Origin of the sequence: Nocardia wallacei (genome assembly GCF_029869545.1) — a bacterium.
GTDB classification, from domain to species: Bacteria; Actinomycetota; Actinomycetes; order Mycobacteriales; family Mycobacteriaceae; genus Nocardia; species Nocardia wallacei_A.
In genome coordinates this window covers 1-24,896 of record NZ_JARWQD010000392.1, presented here as the reverse complement: position 1 = coordinate 24,896, position 24,896 = coordinate 1, and the positions used below count along the sequence as shown (strand labels likewise).

24 protein-coding genes and 1 tRNA gene are annotated in these 24,896 nt (G+C 69.3%); 12 read left to right on the top strand and 13 right to left on the bottom strand.

Features of this window, described 5'->3' with window-relative positions; all coding sequences use genetic code 11:
- Positions 1-206 precede the first annotated feature (206 nt).
- A complete protein-coding gene (locus QH290_RS37160) occupies positions 207-1,055 on the bottom strand; it encodes a phosphotransferase family protein (protein ID WP_280388104.1) in 849 nt (282 codons plus the stop codon).
- Positions 1,056-1,517: 462 nt separating this feature from the next.
- Between QH290_RS37160 and QH290_RS37155 the strand changes: the two genes are divergently transcribed.
- The 4 genes from QH290_RS37155 (at position 1,518) to QH290_RS37140 (ending at position 5,250) form a co-directional block, all read left to right on the top strand.
- On the top strand, positions 1,518-2,000 hold the full coding sequence (locus QH290_RS37155) for a tellurite resistance TerB family protein (protein WP_280265757.1): 483 nt from the start codon (positions 1,518-1,520) through the stop codon (positions 1,998-2,000).
- Positions 1,997-3,415: a pyridoxal phosphate-dependent decarboxylase family protein gene (locus QH290_RS37150; RefSeq protein ID WP_280265758.1), complete on the top strand. Its 1,419-nt coding sequence runs from the start codon at positions 1,997-1,999 to the stop codon at positions 3,413-3,415. The genes QH290_RS37155 and QH290_RS37150 overlap by 4 nt, the downstream gene beginning before the upstream one ends.
- A complete protein-coding gene (locus QH290_RS37145) occupies positions 3,399-4,034 on the top strand; it encodes a DUF6875 domain-containing protein (protein WP_280265759.1) in 636 nt (211 codons plus the stop codon). Before QH290_RS37150 ends, QH290_RS37145 begins: the two co-directional genes overlap by 17 nt.
- Positions 4,035-4,143: 109 nt before the next feature.
- The gene (locus QH290_RS37140; RefSeq protein WP_280265760.1) at positions 4,144-5,250 is read left to right on the top strand and encodes an MrcB family domain-containing protein; all 1,107 of its coding nucleotides are present in this window, start codon (positions 4,144-4,146) and stop codon (positions 5,248-5,250) included.
- Positions 5,251-5,479: 229 nt separating this feature from the next.
- Here the strand turns inward: QH290_RS37140 and QH290_RS37135 are convergent.
- A tRNA-Ala gene (locus QH290_RS37135) sits at positions 5,480-5,552 on the bottom strand.
- Positions 5,553-5,709: 157 nt separating this feature from the next.
- On the opposite strand from QH290_RS37135, the gene QH290_RS37130 reads away from it, so the two are divergent.
- Positions 5,710-7,116 (top strand): HNH endonuclease signature motif containing protein, encoded by a 1,407-nt coding sequence (locus QH290_RS37130; RefSeq protein ID WP_280388103.1) that lies wholly within the window; start codon positions 5,710-5,712, stop codon positions 7,114-7,116.
- A gap of 53 nt (positions 7,117-7,169) precedes the next feature.
- Positions 7,170-7,424, top strand: a complete 255-nt coding sequence (locus tag QH290_RS37125) for a hypothetical protein (protein WP_280388102.1) — start codon at positions 7,170-7,172, stop codon at positions 7,422-7,424.
- 116 nt (positions 7,425-7,540) lie between these two features.
- Here QH290_RS37125 and QH290_RS37120 read toward each other — a convergent pair whose 3' ends face one another.
- The 3 genes from QH290_RS37120 to QH290_RS37110 form a co-directional block, all read right to left on the bottom strand.
- Positions 7,541-8,113, bottom strand: a complete 573-nt coding sequence (locus QH290_RS37120) for a GNAT family N-acetyltransferase (protein ID WP_280267565.1) — start codon at positions 8,111-8,113, stop codon at positions 7,541-7,543.
- A gap of 4 nt (positions 8,114-8,117) precedes the next feature.
- Positions 8,118-8,822 (bottom strand): DsbA family protein, encoded by a 705-nt coding sequence (locus QH290_RS37115; RefSeq protein WP_280267606.1) that lies wholly within the window; start codon positions 8,820-8,822, stop codon positions 8,118-8,120.
- A 121-nt stretch (positions 8,823-8,943) separates the two neighbouring features.
- Entirely contained in the window at positions 8,944-10,185 is a 1,242-nt protein-coding gene (locus tag QH290_RS37110) for an MFS transporter (RefSeq protein WP_425303702.1), read from the bottom strand.
- Between the two features lie 115 nt (positions 10,186-10,300).
- On the opposite strand from QH290_RS37110, the gene QH290_RS37105 reads away from it, so the two are divergent.
- Positions 10,301-10,978, top strand: coding sequence for a DUF899 domain-containing protein (locus QH290_RS37105; protein WP_280267563.1), 678 nt, complete (start codon positions 10,301-10,303; stop codon positions 10,976-10,978).
- A gap of 21 nt (positions 10,979-10,999) precedes the next feature.
- Here the strand turns inward: QH290_RS37105 and pgm are convergent, their stop codons facing one another.
- Entirely contained in the window at positions 11,000-12,634 is a 1,635-nt protein-coding gene (gene pgm, locus QH290_RS37100) for a phosphoglucomutase (alpha-D-glucose-1,6-bisphosphate-dependent) (RefSeq protein WP_280267562.1), read from the bottom strand.
- Between the two features lie 145 nt (positions 12,635-12,779).
- Entirely contained in the window at positions 12,780-13,178 is a 399-nt protein-coding gene (locus QH290_RS37095) for a DUF190 domain-containing protein (RefSeq protein WP_280267561.1), read from the bottom strand.
- Positions 13,179-14,237: 1,059 nt separating this feature from the next.
- On the opposite strand from QH290_RS37095, the gene QH290_RS37090 reads away from it, so the two are divergent.
- Positions 14,238-15,464 (top strand): lipase family protein, encoded by a 1,227-nt coding sequence (locus QH290_RS37090; RefSeq protein WP_425303701.1) that lies wholly within the window; start codon positions 14,238-14,240, stop codon positions 15,462-15,464.
- Positions 15,465-15,470: 6 nt separating this feature from the next.
- Here the strand turns inward: QH290_RS37090 and QH290_RS37085 are convergent, their stop codons facing one another.
- The gene (locus QH290_RS37085) at positions 15,471-16,883 is read right to left on the bottom strand and encodes an amino acid permease (RefSeq protein WP_280388096.1); all 1,413 of its coding nucleotides are present in this window, start codon (positions 16,881-16,883) and stop codon (positions 15,471-15,473) included.
- 83 nt (positions 16,884-16,966) lie between these two features.
- On the opposite strand from QH290_RS37085, the gene QH290_RS37080 reads away from it, so the two are divergent.
- Positions 16,967-17,917, top strand: a complete 951-nt coding sequence (locus QH290_RS37080; protein ID WP_280267558.1) for an FAD-dependent oxidoreductase — start codon at positions 16,967-16,969, stop codon at positions 17,915-17,917.
- 73 nt (positions 17,918-17,990) lie between these two features.
- On the opposite strand, the gene QH290_RS37075 is transcribed toward QH290_RS37080, so the two are convergent.
- On the bottom strand, positions 17,991-19,493 hold the full coding sequence (locus QH290_RS37075) for an MFS transporter (RefSeq protein ID WP_425303700.1): 1,503 nt from the start codon (positions 19,491-19,493) through the stop codon (positions 17,991-17,993).
- Positions 19,494-19,608: 115 nt separating this feature from the next.
- On the opposite strand from QH290_RS37075, the gene QH290_RS37070 reads away from it, so the two are divergent.
- Together QH290_RS37070 and QH290_RS37065 are read left to right on the top strand one after the other, a co-directional pair.
- Entirely contained in the window at positions 19,609-20,283 is a 675-nt protein-coding gene (locus tag QH290_RS37070) for a TetR/AcrR family transcriptional regulator (protein WP_280267557.1), read from the top strand.
- Between the two features lie 374 nt (positions 20,284-20,657).
- Positions 20,658-21,956 (top strand): D-arabinono-1,4-lactone oxidase, encoded by a 1,299-nt coding sequence (locus QH290_RS37065; protein WP_280388094.1) that lies wholly within the window; start codon positions 20,658-20,660, stop codon positions 21,954-21,956.
- A gap of 6 nt (positions 21,957-21,962) precedes the next feature.
- Here the strand turns inward: QH290_RS37065 and QH290_RS37060 are convergent, their stop codons facing one another.
- The 3 genes from QH290_RS37060 to QH290_RS37050 all read right to left on the bottom strand — a co-directional run bounded on the left by QH290_RS37060 (position 21,963) and on the right by QH290_RS37050 (position 23,726).
- On the bottom strand, positions 21,963-22,526 hold the full coding sequence (locus tag QH290_RS37060; protein WP_280267554.1) for an alkaline shock response membrane anchor protein AmaP: 564 nt from the start codon (positions 22,524-22,526) through the stop codon (positions 21,963-21,965).
- Between the two features lie 346 nt (positions 22,527-22,872).
- Positions 22,873-23,406 (bottom strand): DUF6286 domain-containing protein, encoded by a 534-nt coding sequence (locus QH290_RS37055; protein WP_280388092.1) that lies wholly within the window; start codon positions 23,404-23,406, stop codon positions 22,873-22,875.
- Positions 23,403-23,726 (bottom strand): Asp23/Gls24 family envelope stress response protein, encoded by a 324-nt coding sequence (locus tag QH290_RS37050; RefSeq protein WP_280388091.1) that lies wholly within the window; start codon positions 23,724-23,726, stop codon positions 23,403-23,405. Before QH290_RS37050 ends, QH290_RS37055 begins: the two co-directional genes overlap by 4 nt.
- A gap of 331 nt (positions 23,727-24,057) precedes the next feature.
- Here QH290_RS37050 and QH290_RS37045 point away from each other — a divergent pair, with 331 nt between their 5' ends.
- The gene (locus tag QH290_RS37045; protein WP_280267551.1) at positions 24,058-24,315 is read left to right on the top strand and encodes a hypothetical protein; all 258 of its coding nucleotides are present in this window, start codon (positions 24,058-24,060) and stop codon (positions 24,313-24,315) included.
- 57 nt (positions 24,316-24,372) lie between these two features.
- Here QH290_RS37045 and QH290_RS37040 read toward each other — a convergent pair.
- Positions 24,373-24,896, bottom strand: a 524-nt coding sequence (locus tag QH290_RS37040; RefSeq protein WP_280388089.1) for an alkaline shock response membrane anchor protein AmaP, incomplete at its 5' end; no start/stop codon positions are given.

The window sequence follows — 24,896 nt, the reverse complement described above, 5'->3', positions numbered from 1 at the left end:
TCGCCGCACTGCGCGAGGCGTGCCCGCGCGGGGAACTGCGGATGAGCGCCAATCCGCTCGCCCACGCCCGCGACAGCGTGGACCTGCGGCTGCCCGACCCCTCCGCGCACGCGGTGGACGTGGGCGCGCCCGCGTGTTTCTTCCACACCCCCCCCCCCCCCCCGGGGGGGGGGGGGCCCCCCCCCCCCCCGGCCAGTCCCACCTACTCAGCGGTACGCCGTCAATCCGTCCGCCAGTTCCTCCTCGTCGCCATCCCGGTAGGCGGCGAGGGCCTGCTGCAGGGCGAAGGTCGCGGAGATCGCGGCGATGCGGGCGGTCGTTTCGTGATCGGCCCAACCACCCAACGTGAGTATCCGCCGCAGCAGGGAATTGCCGTAGCCGGCGCCGATGGCCGCGAGATCCTCGGCGTGGTCACCGAGACCGACTTCGTCCCAGTCGACCACCCCGATCAGGCGCGGGAGCCCGTCGACGCTCTCCCACAACACATTCTCGGGCCCGAGGTCGCCGTGCACCACCGCCGCATCGAGATCAGGAAGGGATTCGACCGCGGCCAGTTCCTGCTCGGCTCGACGCCGCCCGGTGCCGGACATCAGCCCGAACAGCTCCGCGCGGACATCCGCCGCGAACCGCAGCCACCGGCCTTCCGGGGCCGGGAGCACCCCGCGCACGCTCTCGTCGGCGCCGGCTTCGGCCAGACCGGACAGCAGACCGACGTATTGACCCGCGACCACATCGAGCACCTGCGGATCATCGAGCACCCCGGGCGGCAACGGAGTTCCGGGAACGCGGCTCATCACCAGGAATGGCTGCTCACCGACGCTGCCTTCTTCCAGCGGATCCGGCACACCGAAGCCGAGGTCGAATCCGGCCAGGGTACGCAGCACAGCCGCTCGCCGCGGCAGCCGGACCGCCGCCGCCTCGGTCCGCGGCAGACACACGACGCGATCCGAGCCGACCACCACCAGATGGAACTGCCCCTCGTGGACATCGAAACCCTCCGGCCCAGCAGCGGGCAGCAGCCGACTCAACAGATCCCGATGCCGTTCGATCGCCATCCTCAAATCCAAGCCATCGGCGCCTACGACGCGTGCGCCAGCATCAACCAGCTCACGACCGACTGGCAACTCGCCAAAGGCAGCATCCTGTCCATCCTCCTCACCGCCGTCCACGCCACAGCATCAACCCGCCGCGGCACCCAAGGCCGACGACGATCCCGAGCTCCGATTCGAATTCGCGCCCGCGCGCCGGTGGCCCAGAGGCCCAGGATGGCGCGGGCGCCGCCCGCCCGCTCTGAGGCAGGCATCGACGAGTGTGACACGCCCGGCGCGGAAATCCGATGCAGCGATCTCTTGGCAGGCCCGCGCATCGGGCCGCATACTGACTACGGCTTGGTCGTGCATCGAGGATTTCCACCCCTCGGTTCAAACGCGGCGAGTCTCTTCAACGCTGTTGTCGCTCAAACGATCTCACGCAGTACGCACAGTACCTCCTGTCGGACACGAGAGAGAGCTGAAGAGATGACACAACAATCTGATATTCGCGGCGCACAGTGGCTTTTCAAACACGAGTGGGGCTTCGACACCATGCCGCCCGCGGAGGACTTCGCCGCCTACCACAAGAGCTTGATGATCTGCGCCAAGGGTGACGGCGTTCTCGCACCCGAGGAACGCGAGTGGGTCATCGGCTACACCGTCGCCATGGGTGCCGATCCGGCGCTGGTCGACGAGCTGTCGACGTATCAGGCCGACGACGACATCGTGCAGACGATTTCCACGGCGCGGGTTGCCGACGCGGCCCGCGGTGCGTGCGTATTCGACGCCATCCGTGCCTGTGCGGCCGACGGGGATCTGGCTCCGGCCGAGCTGGACAGAATACGCACCATGGCCGGCGAGCTCGGTGTCGGCGACCTGGTCGACCGGTTATATGACCTGTACCGCCAGGAGGAGCGGATCCGGGCGGAGCGCAACAAGCTGCTCTACCCGGCGGGGGCGCCCCTGTGACCAAGGGGCACATCGATCTGCGGCACTGGCTGCTTCGCGCACACGAGGCAAACATCCGCTGGCAGGCCGGTTTCGGACCGTTCGCCGTGCACCCGTCCACGATGGTGGACGGCGAACGGTTCGAGACGGCCTTCGCCGAATACACGCGCCGACTGGGCGGCAGTTATCCGTTCTTCCATCCCCGCTACGCCGGGCAGATGGTCAAACCACCACACCCCGCGGCAGTGGCCGGATACGTCACCGCCATGCTGATCAACCCCAACAATCACGCCCTCGACGGCGGCCCCGCCACTACGGAATTCGAGATCGAAGCGGTCGCCCAGCTCGCGGAAATGATCGGCTTCCCGGACTCCCATCTGGGACACCTGACGAGCAGCGGCACGATGGCGAATCTCGAAGCACTCTACGTCGCGGAACAGACACACCCCGGCGCCGGAGTGGCCTACAGCACCGACAGCCACTACACGCATGAGCGGATGTGCCGGATCCTCGGCCTGCCCACACACCCGGTGCCAGCCGACGCCCACGGCCGCATGGACATCGACGCCCTGGAACGATTGCTGCAGACCGAGCGCATCGGCACCGTCGTACTGACCGCGGGTACCACCGGCCTGGGAGCAATCGATCCCATCGATGAAGCCCTGGCACTGCGGGATCGCTACGGTGTGCGGCTCCACGTGGACGCCGCCTACGGCGGATTCTTCGCGATTCTCGGACGCGCCGGTGAACTCGGGCTCGAGCCGGGACCCTGGCGGGCGCTCGGGCAGTGCGACTCGGTCGTCGTCGACCCGCACAAGCACGGTTTGCAACCCTATGGCTGCGGCGCAGTGCTGTTCCGCGACCCCCGGGTCGCCCGCTTCTTCGTTCAAGGGTCGCCGTGCACCTATTACACACAGTCCACCTCGCAGCGCCCCCACCTCGGAGAGATCAGCCTGGAATGCTCGCGGGCCGGAGCGGCGGCCGGTGCCCTCTGGCTGACATTCCGGGTGCTGCCGCCGACCCGCGACGGGCTCGGCGAGATCCTGGCCGCCTGCCGCCGCGCGGCACTGCGCTCGGCCGACCTCCTGGCAGCCAGCGCCGAGCTGGAGCTGTACCAACGCCCCGACCTGGACATCGTCACATACCTGCCGCACGTCCCGTCCCAGCGACTGAGCGACCTCGATGCCGCGTGCGCACGGTTGCTGGTCACCGGCATGGACGACCTCACAGATCCGATCTTCCTCAGCAGCATCCAGGTCGACGCGGACGCCTTCCGCCTGCGCATGCCCGACGCCATCGCGGACGTGCCGGTCACGCGCGTGCTCCGCAGCGTCCTGATCAAGCCCGAAGCCGAGTCGTACGCGGACGAACTGCACGCCCGGCTGGGCAGACTGGTGACCGATATGAGGCAGGGCGCGGATGCTCCGGCGCGGTGAACTGGCGCTGGCACCCGCCGGTGAGACCCTCGGCCGGGCCGTATCCGCTGCCGATCGCGCCGTGCTGGACGAGACGGAGGCATGGCTGCGGGAATTCCTGACCGTCCCGCACCCGGATCTCGGCCGGACGGGTCCGGTATGCCCGTACGCCCGGCCTGCGCTGAAGACGCGGTCGCTGCTCATCGCCCCACCGAGCTACACCACCGACCGCACCACACTCGTCGCGCTGTTCCGGCAATACCGCGATTGGTACCTCGACATACTCGACGAACAGCCCGAACGCGACCGCCGGCTCCTCGCACTCGTCATCCCACTGCCCGGCTTCGACTACACCGACGCGACCGAACTCGACGCCGTCCAAGCCCATCTCAAACAGGACTTCGTCACGCAAGGGCTGATGGTCGGGCAATTCCATCCGGCCAGCCGGACACCAGGTGTGCGAAACCCCGCATTCCACCCGCTGTGTTCCCCGGTCCCACTTCTCGCACTACGCCGAATGGTCGAAACCGACCTGCCATTCCTCCGAGACCGACCATCACACCTCGAGGCATACCTCGCCCACCTAGCCCCAGCCCTACCCCACACCATCCGCCGACAACTCGCAGCGACATTCCTCTGACATCACATTCCGAGACATCCCCAGCACCGCCTGCCACGAACCGCTCGACCACGCCGACACCTTCGCCCGGCTGGACGAGTGTGTCGGTGGTGCTCGGTAAGTTGCCTGCATGGCGTCGCTTGGGGAGTTGCTCGACGAGGTGCTGCGGTTGCAGCCTGGTTTCACGACCGATGCGGGTGCGTCGGCTATGCAACGACGGAAGGTGTTGGTCGAGCAGGAGATTCCGGCATGGATGGCCGGCAACCTGGCGGCTGCCTTCCCGGCCTGGGGTACAGAAGGCAGCGGTGGCAAGGGGACGCCGGCGAAGATTCCGTGGAGCCGGTGTTTCGACCCATTGCGCAGCGAGAAACCCGGCCGCGGTTGGTATGTCGTATACCTGTTCAGTGCGGACGGTGATGCTGTGTACCTGTCGCTGAATCAGGGCACCAGCCCGTTCAATATGGATCGGCAACGCATCACCTCCCTTTCGGATGAGTACCTGATCGCCCGTGCAGACTGGGCTCGCTCGATGCTGGAGGACTCCGGCGCGGCGCCACCGGAATTCGGCACGATCGACCTGCACGTGCGGCGTGGACTCGGACACGCTTACGAACTCGGGAATGTGCACGGAATCCGCTACCAGGCGGGGGCTATGCCGTCGGATGAGCAGTTTCGGAGTGACCTGCTCCGGATGGGCGATTCTCTCGCTGCGCTCTACGAGGTCTCGGACCAGGCCGTCTTCATCCCGGGTGACGAACCGCCGGAGATCGTCGATGCCGAGCTGGTCGCCGACCAGGTCGCGGGGAAGGGCTCGGGACAGGGATTTCGGCTGAAAACCGATGAGAAGGACGCCATCGAGGATCGGGCGGTCGAGGTCGCCACGGAGTACTTCGAGTCGCTCGGCTACGAAGTCCAGAACACCGGCGACAGCAAGTCGTTCGATCTGCTGGCGACCAAGGAAGACGAAACAATCTACGTGGAGGTGAAGGGCACAACTTCACTCGGGGAACGGGTCGTCTTGACCTACCGTGAAGTGGAGCATCACCTCGACGCGCACCCGGACAATGCCTTGGTGGTAGTTCATTCGATACGGCTGGATCGCTCCGTGAACCCGGCGACAGCATCCGGAGGTGTCCGGGTCGTGCACCGGCCATGGAAGATTGATGAGTCAGCGCTGCAACCGGTTTCGTACAAGTACGTAGTCCCTCCACCGCCGAAGCTCAAGGGAGACCGCTGAGGCTGCGCGAGAACGGTTTCGAGCTTATCCTTATCGCTCTCGGCGTAGCGGACGCCGTGAGTGGTCCTGGACTCGTTGGACCGGAGCGAGACTCTAGGGCGATGAGGAAGGTGGGATCTGGTGACCACAGCTGTCGGCTCGGCTCCGAGGAGATTGCCGCCGCTGACGGCGAACGCCTGCTGACGAAGTGAACGAAAAAGACCCGGTCCTGGAGACCGGGCCTTTTCTGTGGAGCTAAGGGGACTCGAACCCCTGACCCCCACACTGCCAGTGTGGTGCGCTACCAGCTGCGCCATAGCCCCGTGTTCAGTTTTCGGCCGCCGGGGTGTTCCCCTTCGGCCTCAACGAAGTTACACCACGCCTGCTCATGGGACCAAATCGCCTGGATCTTCGGGCTGGTGGAACTGATGTTCGAAGGGTAGTCTCGAACGCATGTTCGACAGCGGGGAGCTTCAGACGATGAGTGATGAGGGGCTGATCGATGCACTGCGGCGGGCACACGGGGCGGCGGCGTTCGCGCAGGCGGCGGAGGTGCTGGCGGTGCGCGAGCTGTATCGGCGGCAGCGCTCGGCGGAGCAGGAGCAGGGCGGTGGGCCGCGCAGCGGAGAGTTCACGGCGACCGAAGCCGCGGTGGCGGTACAGATTTCGGAACAGGTGGCGGCGGCGCTGATCGATATCGGGCTGGCGCTCGACGCGCTGCCGCGCACGCGGGCGGCGTTCGCCTCGGGTCGCATAGACCTCGCGCGGGTGCAGGTGATCGCCGACAATGCCCGCGATATGCCCGCCGACCTGGTCGAGGAGCTGGAGCAGAAGCTGATCGAGGCGGCGGCGCGGTCCACGCCGGTCCGGCTGCGGCAGATCGCGCGGCGGTGGGTGGCGAAGCTGGATCCCGAGGGTGAGCAGCGGCGGCGCGAGCACCGCGAAGGCGACCGCGACGTCCGCATCAAGGCGGTGCAGGACGGCATGGCCGTCTTCGACGGACTGCTGCCCGCGGCGGGCGCACAGACCGTGGCGATGCGGTTGCGGGAGATGAGCCTGCAGGTATGCGAGGCCGACCCGCGGACCATGCCGCAACGACGGGCCGACGCCCTCGTGGCCCTGGCCGACGGCTCGGGAGCGCTGCGCTGCGCCTGCGGGCGCAGGCGGTGCCCGGCCGAACAGGCCGCCACGGGCACACCGCGCCGCCCGCTCATCCAGATCGGCGTCCCCGCCGACACCCTGCTCGGCGGCGGCAGCCACCCGGCGTTCCTGGCGGGCTACGGTCCGCTCGATGCCGCGCTCGCCCGCAAGATCGCCGAACATGCGCAGTTCCAAGTGATTCCGGAGCGCACCGACGATCCGACCACGACCGAGGAGGCGCTGCGAGAGGAGCCGGCGGCGTGGCTGGATCGCGAGATCCGCGCCCTCGACGGCCTGTGCCGGTTCCCCGGCTGCGCGATGCCCGCCGCGGAGTCGGCGCCGGAGCACATCGAACCGTTCGACACCGCCCATCCCGGTCGCGGCGGCGCGACGGTGATGGCGAATCTGGCGGTGCTGTGCTCGCGCCATCATCGCCTGAAGTCGTTGGCGGACAAGGGAAGACAACGCTGGGAGGTGCGCCGGTCGCACGGCGAGGAGCTGCAGTGGATCAGCCCGGCGGGCGACGCGCACACCACCGTCCGCGAGGGCGCGCGATATCTGTTCCCGCACACCGACGTAGAGGCCCCCGACCTCGAATGGCCCTCCCCCGCAACACCGGTGGACCTGCCGCACCCGGCCTCGGCCGACCTCATGTACCCGTTCGACCACGCCCTCGCGCACGGGCACCTGTCCTCCGTGCCACCCGAGGACGACCTCCCCGAACGCAACGAAAAGGCAAGCCACTGAACACTATTCACCGGGCATACCCGGTCCACCGACCCACGAGGACGCGGCACGTCATGGAACCCCCGGACCCGCCTCCGGCTCCCACCATCATCGACGTCGGCGTGGAACGCGAACGCATCGCGGCCCTGGAGCAGATTCGCCGACGGCTGGAATCCGAACTCGACAAGGCCGATGCCGGATGCGGATACGCGGCCATGGCCCGGCAGTTGCGCGACACGGTCAACGCGATCGCCGACGCCCGCAACCGCATCTACGAAACGCTGCTCGGCGACGAGCCCGACGACCCCCAGCCACCCGACACCGGATAGCCCGCCCGACATCCGCAGCCTGCACGGGCTATCCGGATCCGACCCGGGCGGCATGGGGATACCGCCCGGGCAACGGATCCCCATCGGAACCGGCGGCCGAGCATCCGCCGCGACCCCTAGTTCGCGTCTCCTGACGATTCTCGTCGCGCCCAGTCGGCTCGGTGGAGTTCGTACTCGACCTCGCCGTGTTCGGTGCCGGGAAGTGGGTCGTCGAAGTGCTGGTGAAATGTCCGGACGTAGGTGAGGCCGGACTTCTCCATCACACGGCGAGACGCAGTGTTGACCGCCATGGTCTGAGCCCATACTCGCTCGACACCGAGTTCGGTGAACCCTTTGCGGATCAACGCCCGCGCTGCCTCGGTGGCGTAGCCGCGGCTCCAGACCGGCACCGCGAGCCGGTAGCCGAGCTCCACCTCGGTGACGCTGCCGTCCCGCGGAGGCTGCAGCGCCAGCCAGCCCACGAACGCTCCAGAGGATCGCTCGATGGTGGCGAATCGTCCCGCCGAGCTCACCCGGTAGTCACGCAGGATCTGAGGCAGCACCTCGTGTTCGATCTCGCCTCGCGGCGTGGGCTCGCCGGTCAGGAATCGCATGACCGCGGGATCGGCGTCCAGCCGGACCAGGTTGTCCACATCGGCGGCGGTGAACCGACGCAGCACCAGCCGGTCCGTCTCCAGGAAAACATCCACCGTCCTAGCCCGCGACCTCGGCGACCCACTCCTGATCGTTGACGTCGACCTCGTTCCCACCGTCGAACACCGTCGGCGTGCCGACCTTCCCGCCCAGCGCGGACTTCAACGCCGTGAGCGACGCCTCGGCGTGATTGCGCGCCGAATCGACGCGCTGCCCCTTGGTGATGCACTGCAGCACGGACTCGGGCGCGCCGGCGTCCTTCGCGACCGCCGACAGCTCGTCGTTGCTGAGGTCCCCGCCGTTCTCGCTGGGCTGCTTGGTGGTGAACAGCTGCGTGTGGAACTTCGAATACACCGGCCCGTCGCCCTCGTCGGCGACACATTCGTTGGCGGCCACCGCCCGCGTCGAGTAGTCCTTACTCCCCGACTTCGAATCCAGGAAATTCACCAGCCGGTACCGCACGGCCAGCTTGCCCTCGTCGATCTTGCGCGCGATCTCCTGGCCGTAGATGTGCTCGAGCGACCCGCAGGCCGGGCACATCGGATCCTCGTAGAGGTCGATCGTCTTGGCGGCGTCGGGCTTGCCGAGCACGATCGCCCCGTCGGAATCCAGCAGCGCGTGCACCGCCGGATCGTGCACCGGGCCGTACCCTTCCTCGCGCACCGACAGGCTGTTGTCGCTGTTCCAGCGCACGAACAACACGACGATCACCGCGATCACCACCAGCGCGACCGCGCCTAGGGCATAGCTGGTGCGGCTGTTCATCGGTCGCGGCGTGTACTTCGATCCGGAGGAGTTCACGCGTCCACTCTGCCAAAGCGGAGGCCGCGACCCGAATCGAACGCGTGTCGACACGGCCGCGATGACCCATTTGCGACGCCGGAGGTCAGCGCGCCCCGCCACCCTCGCCCGCGGTGACCGCCTCGGCCACGGACCGCCGGCGCATCGGCTCGGGCACCAGCGCCCAGCCCACCGCCGCCACCACCAGCAGCGCGCCGGTCACCGCCAGCCCGAAGCCGAACGAAATCCGTTGCGCGAGGGCGCCCACCACGACCGGCCCGAGCACGGTGCCGAGATCGGCGGCCATCTGAAACCCGGCCAGCACCGGTCCGCCGCGCCGATTCGGGCCGATGATATCGGCGACGGCCGCCTGCTGGGACGGCGTGAACATCCCCGAGCCCAGCCCCGCGACGACCGACGCCACCAGCAGCCATCCGAGATTCGGCGCCATCCCGAGCCCGGCCGTGCCGAGCGCGCACACCAGCGTGCCGACGATGAGAAAGGGCTTGCGCCCCAACCGATCCGACAGCCGACCCGACAGGAACAGCACGCCCGCGTTCCCGGCCGCGAACGCGGTCAACACGATCCCGGCCGCACCGCCGGATTCCCCGAGCACCTCCACCACCAGCAGCGGCACCAGCGCCATCCGCACCCCGAACACGGCCGCCCCGTTGGCGAAGTTGGACCACAGCACCGCCCAGTAGGCGGGCCGCCCGAGCGCCTGCCGGAAGCTCATGATGCGCACCTCGCCCGGGGCCTCCGGCGCGGCCAGCGTCGAATCGCGCAGGCTCCGATACACGACGGCGCTGGCGACCAGCAGGGCCGCGGCGTAGATCACGAACGGCATCCGCAGCCCGAGCCCGGCCAGCAGGCCACCGATCAGCGGCCCGCCGAGCGATCCGAGCAGGAAACTCGTGGACCACAGCCCGGAGATCCGCCCCCGCTCCCCCGGCGGCGACATGCGGATCACCAGCCCCAGCGACGACACCGTGAACATGGTCGAACCGATGCCGCCGAGCGCACGCAGCACGATCAATTGCCAGTAGCCCTGCGCGAGCGCACAGGCCCCGGTCGACAGCGCCACGATCAGCAGCCCGCCCAGATACACCCACCGCTCCCCCAGCCGCTGTACCAGGCGCCCGCTGACCGGCGCGAACAGCAGCCGCATCAGGGCGAAGGCGCTGACGATGGCCGAGGCCGCCGCCACCCCGACCCCGAAACTGCGCGCGTACTGCGGCAGCACCGGCGCCACCAGCCCGTAGCCGAGGGCGATGATGAACGCCGCGCCGACCAGCACCCAGATCTCGACGGGCAACCGGCCCGGTCTGCTTCCACTCACACGCTGCATCCGTCCCGCACGACTCACCCCAACATATCCCGCCGGGCAGAACTTCCCGGAGCGATGAATTCTCCCGGGTCGCCCGGTCATGACTGTTACGGACCCTGACCGAGGGAGGATTCACATGCCCATGCATGCAGTCGGCACCCGTGAGCAGTGGCGATCGGCCTACGAGAAGCTGCGCGCGGAGGAGAAGGACCTCACCCGCCGCACCGACGAGATCGCCCGGCAGCGCCAGGCGATGCCGTGGGTGCCGATCACCGAGAAGTACCGCTTCGAGACCAATGCCGGGGAGAAGACCCTTGCCGAACTGTTCGACGGGCGCTCGCAACTGATCATCCGGCACTTCATGCACGGCCCGAAGACGCCGGAGGGATGCCCCGGATGCACGTTCGAGACCGACAATCTCGTGGGCGCGGTGCCGCACCTGGCGCACCGCGACGTCACCTTCATCCTGGCCTCACGCTCCCCGCTGCCCGTGCTCAACGACTACAAGAAGCGCTTCGGCTGGGATATCGAATGGGTGTCCATGGGCGACAACGGATTCAACGAGGACTTCTACGAGTTCATGCACATCCCCACGCCGCGCCGCGACCGGCCGGGCGGGGGCAGCATGCTCGACGTCATGGAGTTGATGGCGCTGAGCTGCTTCGCGCTGCAGGGCGGCGTCGTCTACCACACCTACTCGACCTACGACCGCGGCACCGACGCGCTCAACGCCACCTGGCAGCTGCTCGACCGGGCACCGCGGGGCCGCGGCACCGACTTCGACGGCTGGCCCCGCAAGCGCGACGAGTACTGATCGGCACGACGGGCGCCGAACTCACCCCAGCGCCCGTCCCACGACCTCCTCGGCGGCCGCCTGCACCTGCGCCAGATGCTCGGGCCCCTCGAAGGATTCGGCGTAGATCTTGTATTTGTCCTCGGTGCCGGAGGGGCGCGCCGCGAACCAGGCGTTCTCGGTGGTCACCTTCACCCCGCCGAGCGCCGCGCCGTTGCCGCGCGCCCGGGTCTGGATGCCGGTGATGGCCTCGCCCGCGACCTCGGTGGCGGTGATGTCGTCGGGCGTCAGCGCCGCCAGCCGGGACTTCTGCTCCGCCGTGGCGTTCGCGTCGATGCGGGCGTAAGCCGGACTGCCGTAACGCTTTTCGAGCTCGGCGTAGCGGGCCGAGGGGCTCTGCCCCGTGACCGCGGTGATCTCCGCGGCCAGCAGCGCCAGCAGGATGCCGTCCTTGTCGGTGGTCCACACCGTGCCGTCGTGCCGCAGCAGCGAGGCGCCGGCGCTCTCCTCGCCGCCGAAAGCCAAAGAGCCACTGAACAATCCGGGCACGAACCATTTGAACCCGACCGGTACCTCGTGCACCTGGCGGCCCAGCACGCTCACCACCCGGTCGATCATCGAGGACGTCACCACCGTCTTACCGATCTTGGTCAGCGCGTCCCAGCCCATCCGGTTCGCGATCAGGTATTCGATCGCGACGGCCAGATAGTGGTTGGGGTTCATCAGTCCCGCATCGGGAGTCACCACGCCGTGCCGGTCGGCGTCGGCGTCGTTGCCGGTGGAGATGTCGTAGTCGTCGCGGATGGCGACCAGCGAGGCCATCGCGTACCGCGAGGACGGGTCCATGCGGATCTTGCCGTCGCTGTCGAGCGTCATGAAGCGCCAGGTGGGATCGACGAACGGGTTGACGACCTCGAGCTCCAGGTCGTACCGCTGGCCGATCTCCTCCCAGTAGTCGACGCTGGCCCCGCCCATCGGGTCGGCGCCGAGCCGAATTCCGGCGCCGCGCACGGCATCCAGGTTCAGCACGTTCGGCAGGTCGGCGATGTAGTGATCGAGATAGTCGTAGCGCTCGACGCTGGTGTCGAGGGCGTGCTGCAGGGTGGTGCGCTTGACCCCGGCGAGGCCCCCGCGCAGCAGCTCGTTGGCGCGGTCGGCGATGGCGTCGGTGGCGACCGTATCGGCCGGGCCGCCGTGCGGCGGGTTGTATTTGAAGCCGCCGTCGCGGGGCGGATTGTGCGACGGCGTCACCACGATGCCGTCGGCCTGATGCCGGGTGCCGCCCCGATTGTGCCGCAGCACGGCATGACTGAGCGCCGGGGTGGGCGTGTAGCGGCCGCGCGCGTCGACCATGGCCGTGACCTCGTTGGCGGCCAGCACCTCGAGCGCCGTGGACCACGCGGGCTCGGAGAGTGCGTGGGTGTCGCGGGCCAGATACACCGGGCCGGTGATGCCGCGGGTGGCGCGATACTCGACGATGGCCTGCGTGATGGCCAGGATGTGCGCCTCGTTGAACGCGCAGTCCAGGCTCGAGCCGCGATGCCCGGAGGTGCCGAACTGCACCTGCTGCGCCGGCTCCGAGGGGTCGGGGATGCGGCTGTAGTAGGCCGTCACCAGATGCGGGAGGTCTACCAGATCGGTGGCCCGCGCCGGTCGTCCGGCTCGATCATGGGCCATGGTCGGGCCTCCCTTCCGTATCGGTGCCGTCCGGCTGGTCATCACGATCACGACCGCACCCACTGCGCGCCCGGGGGAGTTACCGTATCGAACCGCACCGACACCGGACGCCCGGCCGGTGCCGCACGCACCACCGCTACCTGCATCATCGGCGCACCCCGGTGTCCCACACCTGCACCGGCGACAGCGCCACGGTGCCGGTGTCGAACAGTTCGGCATTGGCGGACACGAAATCGCGCAGCAGTTCGGCGTCGTCGACGATCATCACCATCACGGGCAGGTTCTCGGCCAGGTCGAGCATCCGGGTGGTGTGGATCCGGGAGGAGACCCCGTAGCCCTCCATACCGCGCCACACGCTGGCACCGGCGAGCCCGGCATCGCGGGCGCGGCGCACGATCTCGTGATAGCGGGGCCGATGCTTCCAGTGGTCGTCCTCGCCCAGCAGCACGGTCATTCGGGCCGCCGGCCGCCAGCGCGGATCGGGCCGCCATGCGTCGGCTTCCGTGACGATCTGCACCACCGGATCGCTCGGCGCCTCACTCATCACCTGCCCCCAATCGTCGTGCCGTTCCGTTGTCCATCCTGTCGCGCCGACCCATGGCACGACCGCACCCAGCGCAACCACCGACCCCCGCGGGTCCGCGCACACCGCCTCCCCGGCGCACCCGATTCGAGCGGTTTACGAACCTCGCCGGGCTCGGTCGGCGGGCGGTGAAACCGCTCAGCATACCGCCGCCGCACGGCGGCCGTCACCGGCACAGCGGCCACCCGTCGGCGCCGTGCATCGACGCGGCAGCGAGCGCCGAGCCGTCGGCGGCGTTCGCCGCAAGAGTGGTCCAGAGTATCGGATTCGCTTGTGGCGGGCAAAGACTCACACCACCGAACGGGGGCGCACCCGGGATGCCCGCCGGGCGCACCGGCGACTCCCTCCGCGCGGGCGCCGGTTCGCGAATCCACCTGGTAAACCTCCTGCCCGAGACCGATACCTGTCGAGCCATGCTAACTGCCAGCGATCGCGTGGCGGTCGGCGCGCGGCCGCCGTACCGGTCACCACCGGATATGCCGCCGCGGACTCGCGCTATGCACCGAGCGCCGACGGCCGCGCGCGGCTCCGCCCACGAGCGCGCACTTCGCGCCGACTTTCCCGCAGTGCAGCGGCGACCGCGGCCGTGCACCGCGGCGGATCGGAATAGACAACCGGCGCGGCACCCTGAAGAATGCCCCGCCGGCTGCTCTAATAACCCTGCCCGGAGCGCTTGCCGATCATTTGCCAGTAGCCGCCGGGCGGCCGTCGCACTCCACCGGCACACGTCGTCCTCGCGGCGGTGGCGGACCGACACCACGATGGCCGAGCACGGCCTCCGGCTGCATTCGACCAGCGCCGCCGGATCGGCACCGGCCACTGGCCCGCCGATCCAGCGCCGGGATATCAGGAGCGATGATGGCGGTAGTTCGGCTGCTGCGGGGCTCGCGGCAAGATGGTTCGGGACGGCGTTCGGCCGCCGTGGCGGCGCCCCCGAGCGGAGGTTCCGATCGAACGGCGTTGCAGCGACCGGATCGCCAGTCGTGCCGAGAATCCGCCGACGGGCCTCGGCACCCGGGTATGCGAGTACGACTGCGCGGAGTGGTCCCCCACCCCGTGCGCCGTCCGCGTGGTCGCCCCGCAATCGGTGTGGCAGCGCTGATTTCGATGCTGGCGGTCGGGCTCGGCGCACCCCCGGCGCAGGCGGCGGTGTATCCCGTCGCCGACCCGGACGCGTTCTACTGGATTCCGCCGAATATCGGCGACTACCAGCCGGGCGATGTGGTGCGCAGCCGCACGGTGCCCGCGGGTGGCTTCCCGGGCGCGACCGCATGGCAGCTGATGTTCCGCTCGACCAATTCCGCCGACGCGCCGATCGGGGCCGTGACGACGGTGCTGGTCCCCGGCGGTGGCGGCAACCGGCCGCTGGTGTCGTATCAGCCGTTCGTGAACTCGCTCGGCATGCACTGCGCGCCGTCGCACAGCCTGTTCGACGGCGGGCTACGGGAGGCGGCGGCACTGAACCTGCTGCTGGCCCGCGGCTGGGCGGTGGCCGTCCCCGACCACCTCGGCCCGGCCGGTTCCTACGGCGCCGCGCGGCTCGGCGGCCGGATCACCCTCGACGGCGTGCGCGCGGCGAAGCGCTTCGCCCCCGCGGGTCTGGCCGACAGCCCGGTGGGCCTGGCCGGATACTCGGGCGGCGGCATGGCGACCGGGTTCGCGGCCGCGCTCGCTCCCGAGTACGCGCCGGAGTTGCCGATCGTGGGCGTCGCCATGGGTGGGGTGCCGGTCAACATCGGCAAGCTCGCCCTGGACGTGGGTGCGACACCGAATCCGTTGTTCGGCTTGGGATTCGCCGCCGCGGTCGGGCTCGAGCGCGAGTATCCGGACGTGATGTCGCTGGATGCCCGGATGACACCGGCGGGCCACGACCTGCGCGGCCGCATCGCCAACGCCTGCACCGACGAGATCATCGGCGCCGCCGCCAACCGCAGCTTCAACGACTACTTCTTCGGCGGGGTCGACGACGTGAGCGGCGCGCAGATCCGCGTCCTGCACGAGAACAGCCTGGAGACGTTCGCGGGCGTGCCGCGCGCCCCGGTGTATCAGTGGCACGGCGGCGCGGACGTCGTGAACCCTTGGCTCGCAAGGGAGGTGGCGGGCCGCTACTGCGCCTCCGGAACCTCGGTGCTGTTCGAGATCATCCCGGGCGCCGACCACGGCGCCGCCATCGCCCCGGGTTCCGCCAACGCCTACGGCTACCTCGCCGACCGCTTCGCGGGGCTCGCTCCTCCGGGCAACTGCTGACAACGGCTACGGCGATGTCATCCGGACGGTCCCGGCGACGCTGCGACGCCCCCCGAGAAACCACCCGCCGACCAGCACCGGAACCATGATCACGGGAACGGCGACGATCGCCCCGCGCTGCTCGACGCCGCCGCTGCTCGCCATCAGCACCACCACCCCGGCGAGGAACGCCAGGGTGGCGATGCCCGTGTACGGGGTGCCGATCAAGCGGAACGCGGGCCGGTCCGCGAGGCCGTTGCGCCACCACCGCCACAACTGCAACTGACACAGCACGATCGCCGCCCAGGCCGTGATCACACCCAGCGCCGACATATTGAGCACGATCTCGTACGCCCGTTCGGGGACCACGGCGTTGAGGCCCACGCCCACCAGCGCTATCGCACCTGTCGCGAGAATCCCCACGTACGGCACTCCCTTCGCCGACAGCATGGCGGCCCGAGCCGGGGCGCTGCCGTTCATCGACAGCGAGCGCAGGATCCGGCCGGTCGAGTACAGGCCCGCATTGAGACTGGAGAACGCCGCGGTCAGCACCACCAGGTTCATGACCGAATCCGCCCCGCCCACACCGATTTTCGCGAAGAAGGTGACGAACGGGCTCTCTCCCGCCCGGAAGGCGCTGTGCGGCAGCAGCAGACTGAGCAGCACCAGCGATCCGACATAGAAGACGGCGATGCGCACGATCACCGAGTTGATCGCGCGCGGCATGATCCGCTCCGGTTCGGCCGTCTCGCCCGCGGCGGTACCCACCAATTCCACTGCGGAGTAGGCGAATACGACCCCGGTCGTGACGATGACAAGTGGCAGCAAACCGGTCGGAAACAGCCCGCCGTCATCGCGCAGGACCGTCGGTCCGGTGCTCTCACCCGCTATCCGGAAGCGGCCGAAGAGGAATACCGTGCCGATGATCAGAAAGCTGACCAGCGCAACAACTTTGATCAACGCGGCCCAGAATTCCAGCTCACCGAACCAGCGGACCGACACCAGATTTATCGCCACCACCACGACCAGCGCCACCAGCGCGACAACCCACTGCGGAATCGATCGGAAGGCCGACCAGTAGTGGACGTAGGTGGCGATGGCCGTGATGTCCACGATGCCGCTCATGCACCAGTGGAAGAAATACATCCATCCGACCGCGTAGGCCAGCTTCTCGCCGTAGAACTCGCGCGCATAGGAGACGAACGATCCGGACGACGGGCGATGCAGAACCAGCTCGCCCAGCGCGCGGAGCACGAAGAAGACGAAGACCCCGCACACGGCGTACACCAGGACGAGTCCGGGCCCGGCATCGGCCAGCCGACCGCCCGCGCCGAGGAACAGGCCGGTCCCGATGGCGCCGCCGATCGCGATCATCTGCAATTGACGCGGCCGGAGACTCTTGTGGTACCCGGCGTCCTCATCCCGTAGCACGTCGGTCACAGCGCCGCCAGCGCAGCTCGATTGCATCGCCAAGTAATGTACCGCTAAGTAGCGGTCCGTTCGATCGTGGTAGTCTGCGGCACGTGCGCGCGGTGGTGATCGGATCCGGAATCGTCGGCCTGTCCACGGCATTCGAGCTGCTCCGACACGGGTGTGAGGTCGTGGTCGTGAGCGCGGATCCCGTCCGGTCGACGACATCGTTCCTCGCCGCCGCGGTGTGGTTCCCCACCGCGGCCGGGCCCGCCGATCGCGTGGCCGACTGGAGCGCCGAGACCTTCACCCACCTCGAACGGCTCGCCCACGACGGCGTGCCGGGCGCCCGGATGTGCCAGTCGCTGGCCGTCTATCGGGAGGAACCGGCGACTCCGGCCTGGGCCGGATCCGTCCGGGAGTTCCGCCCGGCGCGACCGGACGAACTCCCGCCGCACTATCGGTCCGGGTTCCGCTTCGCCGTTCCGCTGCTGGAGATGCCGGTCTTCCTGCCGTGGCTGGGGTCTCGGGTTCGCCGGGCCGGTGCGCGCTGGGTTCGGCGCACGATCCGGACGCTGGACGAACTCGGCGACCTGGCGCCCGATGTCATCGTCAACTGCGCGGGCCTGCGCGCCGGTCCGCTGGCGGGCGATACGGAGGTCTACCCCATCCGCGGCCAGATCGTGCGCGTCGCCAATCCCGGCGTCTCGGTATCGATCCGAGATGAGAACCATCCCCTGGGGCGCGCCTACGTGCATCCGCGCGCCCACGACTGCATCCTCGGCGGCTCACTGGAGATCGGCGCGTGGGATCGCACCCCCGATCCGCAACTGACACAGTCGATCCTGCGCCGCTGCCGGGATCTCCTACCGCAACTGGCCGACAGCACGGTGCTCGAGACCTTGGTGGGCCTGCGCCCGGGCCGCGCCGAAGTCCGCCTCGAACTTGCCCGCGGCGACTCCGCGCCGGTGCCCGTGATCCACAACTACGGCCACGGCGGCTCCGGTGTGACGATCGCCTACAGCTGCGCCCGCGAGGTGGTGGCTCTCGTCGAGACGCTGTGATCGGAATGCACTGTGCCCCCGCCCGATTCATTCGTGCGGGGGCACAGTGCCTATTCGGTTGTCCAGCGTGCGCTCAGTGCGCCATGACCGGCTCGCCCTCGGCCGGGGCCGGGACGGTGTTGGGCATGAGCACCGCGGCCAGCACCGCGCCGACCACGAAGATCGCCGTGGCCCACCAGAAGCTGGTGGTGTAGCTCTCGATCATCGACTGCGCGGCGTTGATCGGGTTCGGCTCGCGGCCGGACATGTAGCTCGAGGCGGCCGACGAGGCGATCGTGCTCAGCAGCGCGGTGCCGATCGAACCACCCACCTGCTGGCTGGTGTTGACCATCGCCGACGCCACACCCGCATCCTCGTGCTGCACACCGGCGGTCGAGCCCTGGAACGCGGTGGACATCGAACCACCCAGGCCCAGGCCCAGCAGGATCAGCGCGGGCAGGATATGCGTCACGTACCCGGTATCCAGGCCGATCTGGGTCAGCCAGGCCATGCCGACCGCGGCGACCAGGAAGCCGCCCGCCACCGTCACCTTCGGGCCGACCTTCGGCAGCAGCAGCGACGGCACCGTGGTGGACGACGCGACCATGCCCGCCACCATCGGCAGGAACGCCACGCCGGTCATGATCGGCGAGTACTCCAGCGTCAGCTGCATGTAGTAGGTGAGGAACAGGAAGATCGCGAACATCCCGATGCCCATGACGAACACGGTCATGTAGGAGCCGCCGCGGGTGCGGTCCAGGATGATCCGCAGCGGCAGCAGCGGATGCGCGACCCGGGTCTCGAGCCATCCGAACACGCCCAGCAGCACCGCGCCGCCGATCAGGAACAGCAGCGTGACGCCGTTGGTCCAGCCGTGCGATTCGGCGTGCGAGAAGCCGTAGACGATGCCGAACAGCGCGGCGGTCACGACGACGGTGCCGGGGATGTCCAGCTTGGGCCGCTCGGTGGTCACATGCTTGGCCAGCAGCAGCACCGCGCCGATGAGCGCGACCGCGGCGAAGATCAGGTTCACGTACATCACCCAGCGCCACGACGCCCACTCGGTGAGGGCGCCGCCCAGCAGCAGCCCCAGCGCGCCACCGGTACCGGCGACGGCACCGAAGATGCCGAAGGCCTTGGCCCGCTCCTTCGCCTCGGTGAAGGTCACCGTCAGCAGCGACAGCGCGGCGGGCGCCAGCAGTGCGCCGAACACACCCTGTGCGACGCGCGCGGCCACCAGCATCTCGAATCCGGTGGCGGCGCCGCCGACCGCGGAGGCCACGGCGAAGCCGACCAACCCGATGATGAAGGTGTTGCGACGGCCGAACAGGTCACTGAGCCGCCCGCCGAGCAACAGCAGGCTGCCGAAGGCCAGGGCATATCCGGTGACGACCCATTGCCGGTCGCCGTTGGAGAAGCCGAGGTCGGCCTGCGCCGCGGGCAGCGCGATATTCACGACGGTCGCATCGAGCACGACCATCAACTGGGCGACGCCGAGCACGGCGAGCACCCACCAGCGCATGGCATGCGAGCCGCGACGGCCCGCGTTCGGCGACGTGATCGCCGCATCCTTTTCCAGGTCGATCGCGGTAGTCATGGGTCCCCTTGTCCGGTGACTGTATGCGGAGGCGATTCCTCCGCTTCCTATGAAAGCTACCACCATAACGGAGAGAATGCCTCCGCTTAATCCCGATGCTTGCTACCATGAGGGTGTGAATCGCGCCACCACCATGCCCCCACCTCGGCGTTTGCGCGCCGACGCCGCCCGCAACCAGCAGCGGATCGTCGAGGCCGCGCGCAGACTGTTCGCCGAGCGCGGGCTGGAGGTCACCCTGGACGACGTCGCCGAGGCGGCGGGCGTCGGCGTGGGCACGGTGTATCGGCGGTTCTCGAACAAGCAGGAGCTGATCCTCGAGGTCTTCGAGCAGACCGTCTCGGCCATGGCCGAGGCCACCGAGCGGGCCAATCGCAACCCCGACCCCTGGGCCGGTGTGGTGGAGCTGTTCGAATGGTCCTGCCAGCACTTCGCCGACAATCGCGGGTTCAGCGAGGTGATGCTCGAACTGCCCGACGCGATGGAGCGTTTCGCCTCCGTGCGCGACCGGATCAAGCCCTCGGTCTCGCGGCTGGTCGACCGCGCCCATGCCGCCGGGGTGCTGCGGCCGGGCATCGAGGGCTCGGACTTCTTCGCGATCATCAACATGGTCGAGTCGATCGCCGCCTTCGCCAAGCCGATCAACGACCAGGTGTGGCGCCGCTACCTGGAAATCGCGCTGGACGGAATCCGCGCCGACGGCATGCCGCGCCAGCCGCTGTCGGTACCACCCCTGAGCGACGACGAGGTAGACCAGGCCAAGGCCGAAACGTTCGCCTGCCGCCGCCGCTAGCCCACCCCCGCCACGCCGAGGCCGATAGGGACCGGCCGCTCGGCGGCACCCTCCACGCCGCAGCCGATAGAGACCGGCCAACCGGCAGCACTCTCGACTCCAAGGCCGATAGAGACCAGCCGATCGGCGGCGCCCGCCACGCCGCGGCCGATAGAGACCAGCCGATCGGCAGCGCCCGCCACGCCGCGGCCCATAGGGGGACCGGCCCACACTTTCACTCCGCGGCCGGGTGGAGGACAGGCAATCGGCAGCGCCTATCGCGCCGCACGGCCCCGATGCGAATGGGTGATCGGTAGCGGTTCGCGCGCGGCACTGTCGAATACGAGTGAGCGATCGGTAGCGCGCGTCACACTGCATGGCCTAAAGTTGGACGCATGACCAATTCGTGGGTGAACTGGGCCGGGGATCAGCAGTGCGCACCGGCCGAGATCGCCGCGCCCGAATCCCTCGAGGAACTGGCCGAGGTGCTGGGACGCGCCGCGGACGCCGGGCAGACCGTGCGGGCCGCGGGCGCGGGCCATTCCTTCACCGATGCGGTACTCACCGACGGCGTGCTGCTCACGATGTCGAAGCTGAACCGAATCCTGCAGGTCGACCGCGCCGCCGGACAGGTGCGGGTGGAGGCGGGCGCCATGCTGAACGAGTTGAGCAACGCGCTGCACCCGCTGGGCCTGGCGTTCCCGAATCTGGGCGATATCGACGTGCAGACCCTCGCGGGCGCCACCGCGACCGCCACCCACGGCACCGGCGCCGCGCTGCAGAACATTTCGGCCGCACTGCATTCGGTGGAGCTGATGCTCGCCGACGGCAGCCGGGTGGAGCTGAACGAGCAGACCGACCCCGACGGCTGGCGCGCGGCGCGGGTGAATGTGGGCGCCCTCGGCGTAGTCACCGCCGCCACACTGCAATTGGTGCCGTCGTTCGTGCTCGAGGGCATCGAGCGCCCGGTGCCCGTGGAGGAGGTGCTGGCCGATCTCGACCATCACGTCGACGGCAACGAGCATTTCGAGTTCTATATGTTCGCGCACAGCCCCATCGCAATGACCAAGCGCAACAACAGAATCGAACTACCGGAGCAGCCGCGCGGCAAGGCCGTCGACTGGTTCGCCGACATCCTGGTGTCGAATCACACCTTCGACGCGCTGGCCCGGATGTGCCGCCGGTTCCCGCAGCTGATTCCGTGGGTCCAGCGCGGCGCCGCCTACGCCGGTAGCTATCGCCGCCAGGTGGACCGCTCGTATCGAGTATTCGCCTCCCCCAGGCTGATTCGCTTCACCGAGATGGAATACGCCGTCGGGCGCGAACATTCGGCCGACGCCATCCGCGAGATCAAACAGTTGTCCCAGCGCTTCGATACGCCGATGCCGATCGAGGTGCGCTGGGTGGCGCCCGATGACGCCTTCCTGTCCCCCGCGGGCGGTCGCGACACCTGTTATATCGCCGTGCACCAGTATCGCGGCATGGAGTACGAGCCGTATTTCCGTGCGTGCGAAGCGGTTTTCGACAAGTACGGTGGGCGTCCGCACTGGGGCAAGCGCCACTTCCAGACCGCGCAGACCCTGCGTTCGCGGTACCCGGAGTGGGACAGGTTCCAGGAGGTCCGCCGCAGGCTGGATCCGAAGGGGCGCTTCACCAACCCGTATGTCGAGCGAGTCCTCGGCCCGATCGGCTGACCGAGACTACGCGGAACCCTCGCCTTCGAGCCGCAATTCCATTGTGACCGGGACGGTTTCGACCTCGAGGGCCTGGCACAGCCGGGGCACGGCATGGTCGAGGATGCGTTCGCGCAGCGCACCGATGTCGGAGTCGGAGTCGGCGACCACCAGCAGGTGCAGCGCGGGGGCACGTCCCGGACCGGACAACCAGGCCGCGGCCGACCGCACGCCGTCGTAGCTTTCGATATCGGTGGCCACCGGCGCGGCGACGGTCATCGCCGTCAGCATCGTCCGATCACCGGAATCCGGCGGCCGGGCGCGCCACCGCACCGGAAGCGGCGCCCGCGTCACCTGCGCGATCGCCCAGCGCAGGCAGGCTAAGCCCACGAGCCCCGCCCCCAGCACGACCACCCACAGGAGCCAGGCGGGCGGCGAAGCGGTCGACGACACCACGGGCGAGTCGGCATCCACCCGGCTCAGCCGCCCGAGGTGCGCGGCGAGCGCACACCCGCCGAACGCCACGAGCGCCGCCCCGATCACGGCGAGCAGAACCCGGTTCAGCCGCGCGGGCGGCCGCCGCCGGATCATCGGCCGCCCGTCCCGACGACCACGATCACCCCGATCGGGCGGCACCGAACTCCGCCGAGCACCCCCACCCGGCGCACGCCGCCCCTTCTCCGCCACCACCCCCTGCTTCGCGGCGCTCACCACACCACCCGCTTCGACCGCACGGGCTGCCGCCGGATGACCGGCCGAGCGGCCCGGCCCGCACCGCACGCAGGCAGCAACGGATTTCGACCGGCAACACATCCGACCATCGCAGGCCCCCGGCGCCGCGCAGGCGGGCAGCGCCGGACGAGCAGCCGAGCGGCCCGGCCCGAACAACCCCCACCGCACGCTGGCGGCAACGGATTTCGACGGATGGCCCTTCCGATCATCGCAGGCTCCCGGCGCGGCGCAGGCGGGTGGAGACGCGCGGGGTGGGATGGGGGCCGATGCGGGTGATTCGTTCGTCGACCGCGGCGCACACCGCGTCCGGGAGGTCCGCGGGGTGGGCGTGTCCGGTGCGGGCGGTGACGCGAACCGTCTTGCGGCGCAACCGGACTCGTGCCGAATGCACGCCTTCCACGGACAGTGCCGCATCGCGCAGGGCGGCGTGCAGACCGCGGCGGAGAACTCCGGCGGTGATCTCGTCGTCGGCGGTCAGCGGGACGACGACCGGGCGCCCGGGCAGCACGGCGAGCGCCAGCAGGAGCAGTCCGGCCAGCACGGCACCGCCGCTCGCGACGGCCACCCACGGGCTCTCCCAGGCGATCTCGTGCAATCGGTTCACCACGGCGTCGTAGGAGACGAATTCCCTTGCGCCGGTGAGCCTTTGGACCAGCGACAGCACCGCGACCGCGCACACCGCCAGCAGCGTCAGGGCGACCGCCGCCGCGGGGACGGCCCGGGACGGCCGCCGCTTCACCGCGCTCTCCCCGGCAGCTCCGCCACGTCGATATCCAGCCGCCGCACCGGCACCCCGACGCGTTCGCCCATCCGCCGCAGCACGTGGTCGCGGCACACCGTGGCGACCTGCCAGATCGGCATCGGATAGCGGATCGGCAGCCGCAGCGCCACCGCGGCCGTGCCGCGGGAGAGCTTGACCTCGGCCTGCACGTCGCGCGCGACGCCGGTGATCTCCCGCGCGGCCGCGGTCACCACCTCCCGCACGGCGTTGGCATCGATCGCCTCGACGGGCCGGGGCGAGATCGTGGCGGGCGCGATCGCGGTCATCGTGCTCGTCATGCTGTCCTCCCGATTCGGTGTGGATCGGCTCGCTCCCCCGGGATAGCGCAACACTAGCTGGTGTTGAACCTCGGATGCCGGTGTACGCGCCGGGCCATTCCGGCGTGTAGCTACGCCACGTACTTATCCCTGGTAGTCACGCATCAGTACGGCATCTTCGATTGACATCGGCAAACGGCAGTGGTCACGATGAGGGACGCGCAACCGTTGACCAGAAGGTTGCCAGCGGATCCAGGTTGCCGGGCGCACGGCCCGGCAGCGCTGTACGACACGAGGGACGAGTCCCCGATCCCAGTTCGGACGCGAATGACCTACCGATACGGAGGTTCGCATGTCTGACCGCTCGAGCGGCCGCAAACCCGGCCAGATGGCAAACAAGACCAAGAAGGGCATGAAGGACCAGGCCCGGCGCATGGAACGCGGCGTGGACCGGATGGCCGACGAGGTGAAGCGCGATATGGACCGGATGGGTTCCGGCATGAAGCGCGAGGCCGACCGCATCGGGTCGGGCATGAAGCGCGAGGCCGGCGCCGTCAAGGACGACATGAAGGAAGCCACCGGCAAGATGAAGGACAAGCTCGCCAGGTAGTCCGGCGCGTCGGCCCGCGGCACCCACTGCCGCGGGCCGATGTGCGCCCGGCTCGGGTCACCGCGCCCGCGCGAGCCGACCCCGATCCGCCAAACGCAACTCCATCGTCACCGGGATGATGTCGACCTCCAGCGCTTCCCGCAGCCGGGCCACGGCATGGCCGAGAACGCGTCGGCGCAGCGCGGTCAGGTCGGCGTCCGGTTCGGCCGTCACCACCAGATGTAATTCGGGCGCTCCTGCCGGACCCGACAGGCGGGCCGTCGCCGAGCGCACCTGCGGATAGGACTCGATATCGGTCACCAGCGGCGCGGCCGCGGTACCGGAATCGAGGACCGTGACGCCCGCGGCCCCCGGCGCGCCGATCCGCCAGGCTTCCCGCCGCGGCAGGCGGGTGACCTGGGCGGCCAGCCACCGCAGCGCCGCCAGGCCGATCAGTACAGCGGCCGCCGCGGCCACGACCAGGACCCAGCGCGGCGGCTCGCCGGTGCCGGGGACCAGCGCGGCATCCGGATCCGCCCAACGCAACCGGCCGGACCATGCCGCGATCGCACAACCACCCGCGACCATCAGCGCCAGGCCGA

What these genes read in the sequence shown, in the direction of transcription:
- QH290_RS37160 (WP_280388104.1), bottom strand. Translation starts at nt 1,055, where the DNA reads ATGGCGATCGAACGGCATCGGGATCTGTTGAGTCGGCTGCTGCCCGCT.
- QH290_RS37155 (WP_280265757.1), top strand. Translation starts at nt 1,518, where the DNA reads ATGACACAACAATCTGATATTCGCGGCGCACAGTGGCTTTTCAAACAC.
- QH290_RS37145 (WP_280265759.1), top strand. Translation starts at nt 3,399, where the DNA reads ATGCTCCGGCGCGGTGAACTGGCGCTGGCACCCGCCGGTGAGACCCTC.
- QH290_RS37140 (WP_280265760.1), top strand. Translation starts at nt 4,144, where the DNA reads ATGGCGTCGCTTGGGGAGTTGCTCGACGAGGTGCTGCGGTTGCAGCCT.
- QH290_RS37130 (WP_280388103.1), top strand. Translation starts at nt 5,710, where the DNA reads ATGAGTGATGAGGGGCTGATCGATGCACTGCGGCGGGCACACGGGGCG.
- QH290_RS37125 (WP_280388102.1), top strand. Translation starts at nt 7,170, where the DNA reads ATGGAACCCCCGGACCCGCCTCCGGCTCCCACCATCATCGACGTCGGC.
- QH290_RS37115 (WP_280267606.1), bottom strand. Translation starts at nt 8,822, where the DNA reads ATGAACAGCCGCACCAGCTATGCCCTAGGCGCGGTCGCGCTGGTGGTG.
- QH290_RS37110 (WP_425303702.1), bottom strand. Translation starts at nt 10,185, where the DNA reads ATGCAGCGTGTGAGTGGAAGCAGACCGGGCCGGTTGCCCGTCGAGATC.
- QH290_RS37105 (WP_280267563.1), top strand. Translation starts at nt 10,301, where the DNA reads ATGCCCATGCATGCAGTCGGCACCCGTGAGCAGTGGCGATCGGCCTAC.
- pgm (WP_280267562.1), bottom strand. Translation starts at nt 12,634, where the DNA reads ATGGCCCATGATCGAGCCGGACGACCGGCGCGGGCCACCGATCTGGTA.
- QH290_RS37095 (WP_280267561.1), bottom strand. Translation starts at nt 13,178, where the DNA reads ATGAGTGAGGCGCCGAGCGATCCGGTGGTGCAGATCGTCACGGAAGCC.
- QH290_RS37090 (WP_425303701.1), top strand. Translation starts at nt 14,238, where the DNA reads ATGCGAGTACGACTGCGCGGAGTGGTCCCCCACCCCGTGCGCCGTCCG.
- QH290_RS37075 (WP_425303700.1), bottom strand. Translation starts at nt 19,493, where the DNA reads ATGACTACCGCGATCGACCTGGAAAAGGATGCGGCGATCACGTCGCCG.
- QH290_RS37065 (WP_280388094.1), top strand. Translation starts at nt 20,658, where the DNA reads ATGACCAATTCGTGGGTGAACTGGGCCGGGGATCAGCAGTGCGCACCG.
- QH290_RS37060 (WP_280267554.1), bottom strand. Translation starts at nt 22,526, where the DNA reads ATGATCCGGCGGCGGCCGCCCGCGCGGCTGAACCGGGTTCTGCTCGCC.
- QH290_RS37050 (WP_280388091.1), bottom strand. Translation starts at nt 23,726, where the DNA reads ATGACGAGCACGATGACCGCGATCGCGCCCGCCACGATCTCGCCCCGG.
- QH290_RS37045 (WP_280267551.1), top strand. Translation starts at nt 24,058, where the DNA reads ATGTCTGACCGCTCGAGCGGCCGCAAACCCGGCCAGATGGCAAACAAG.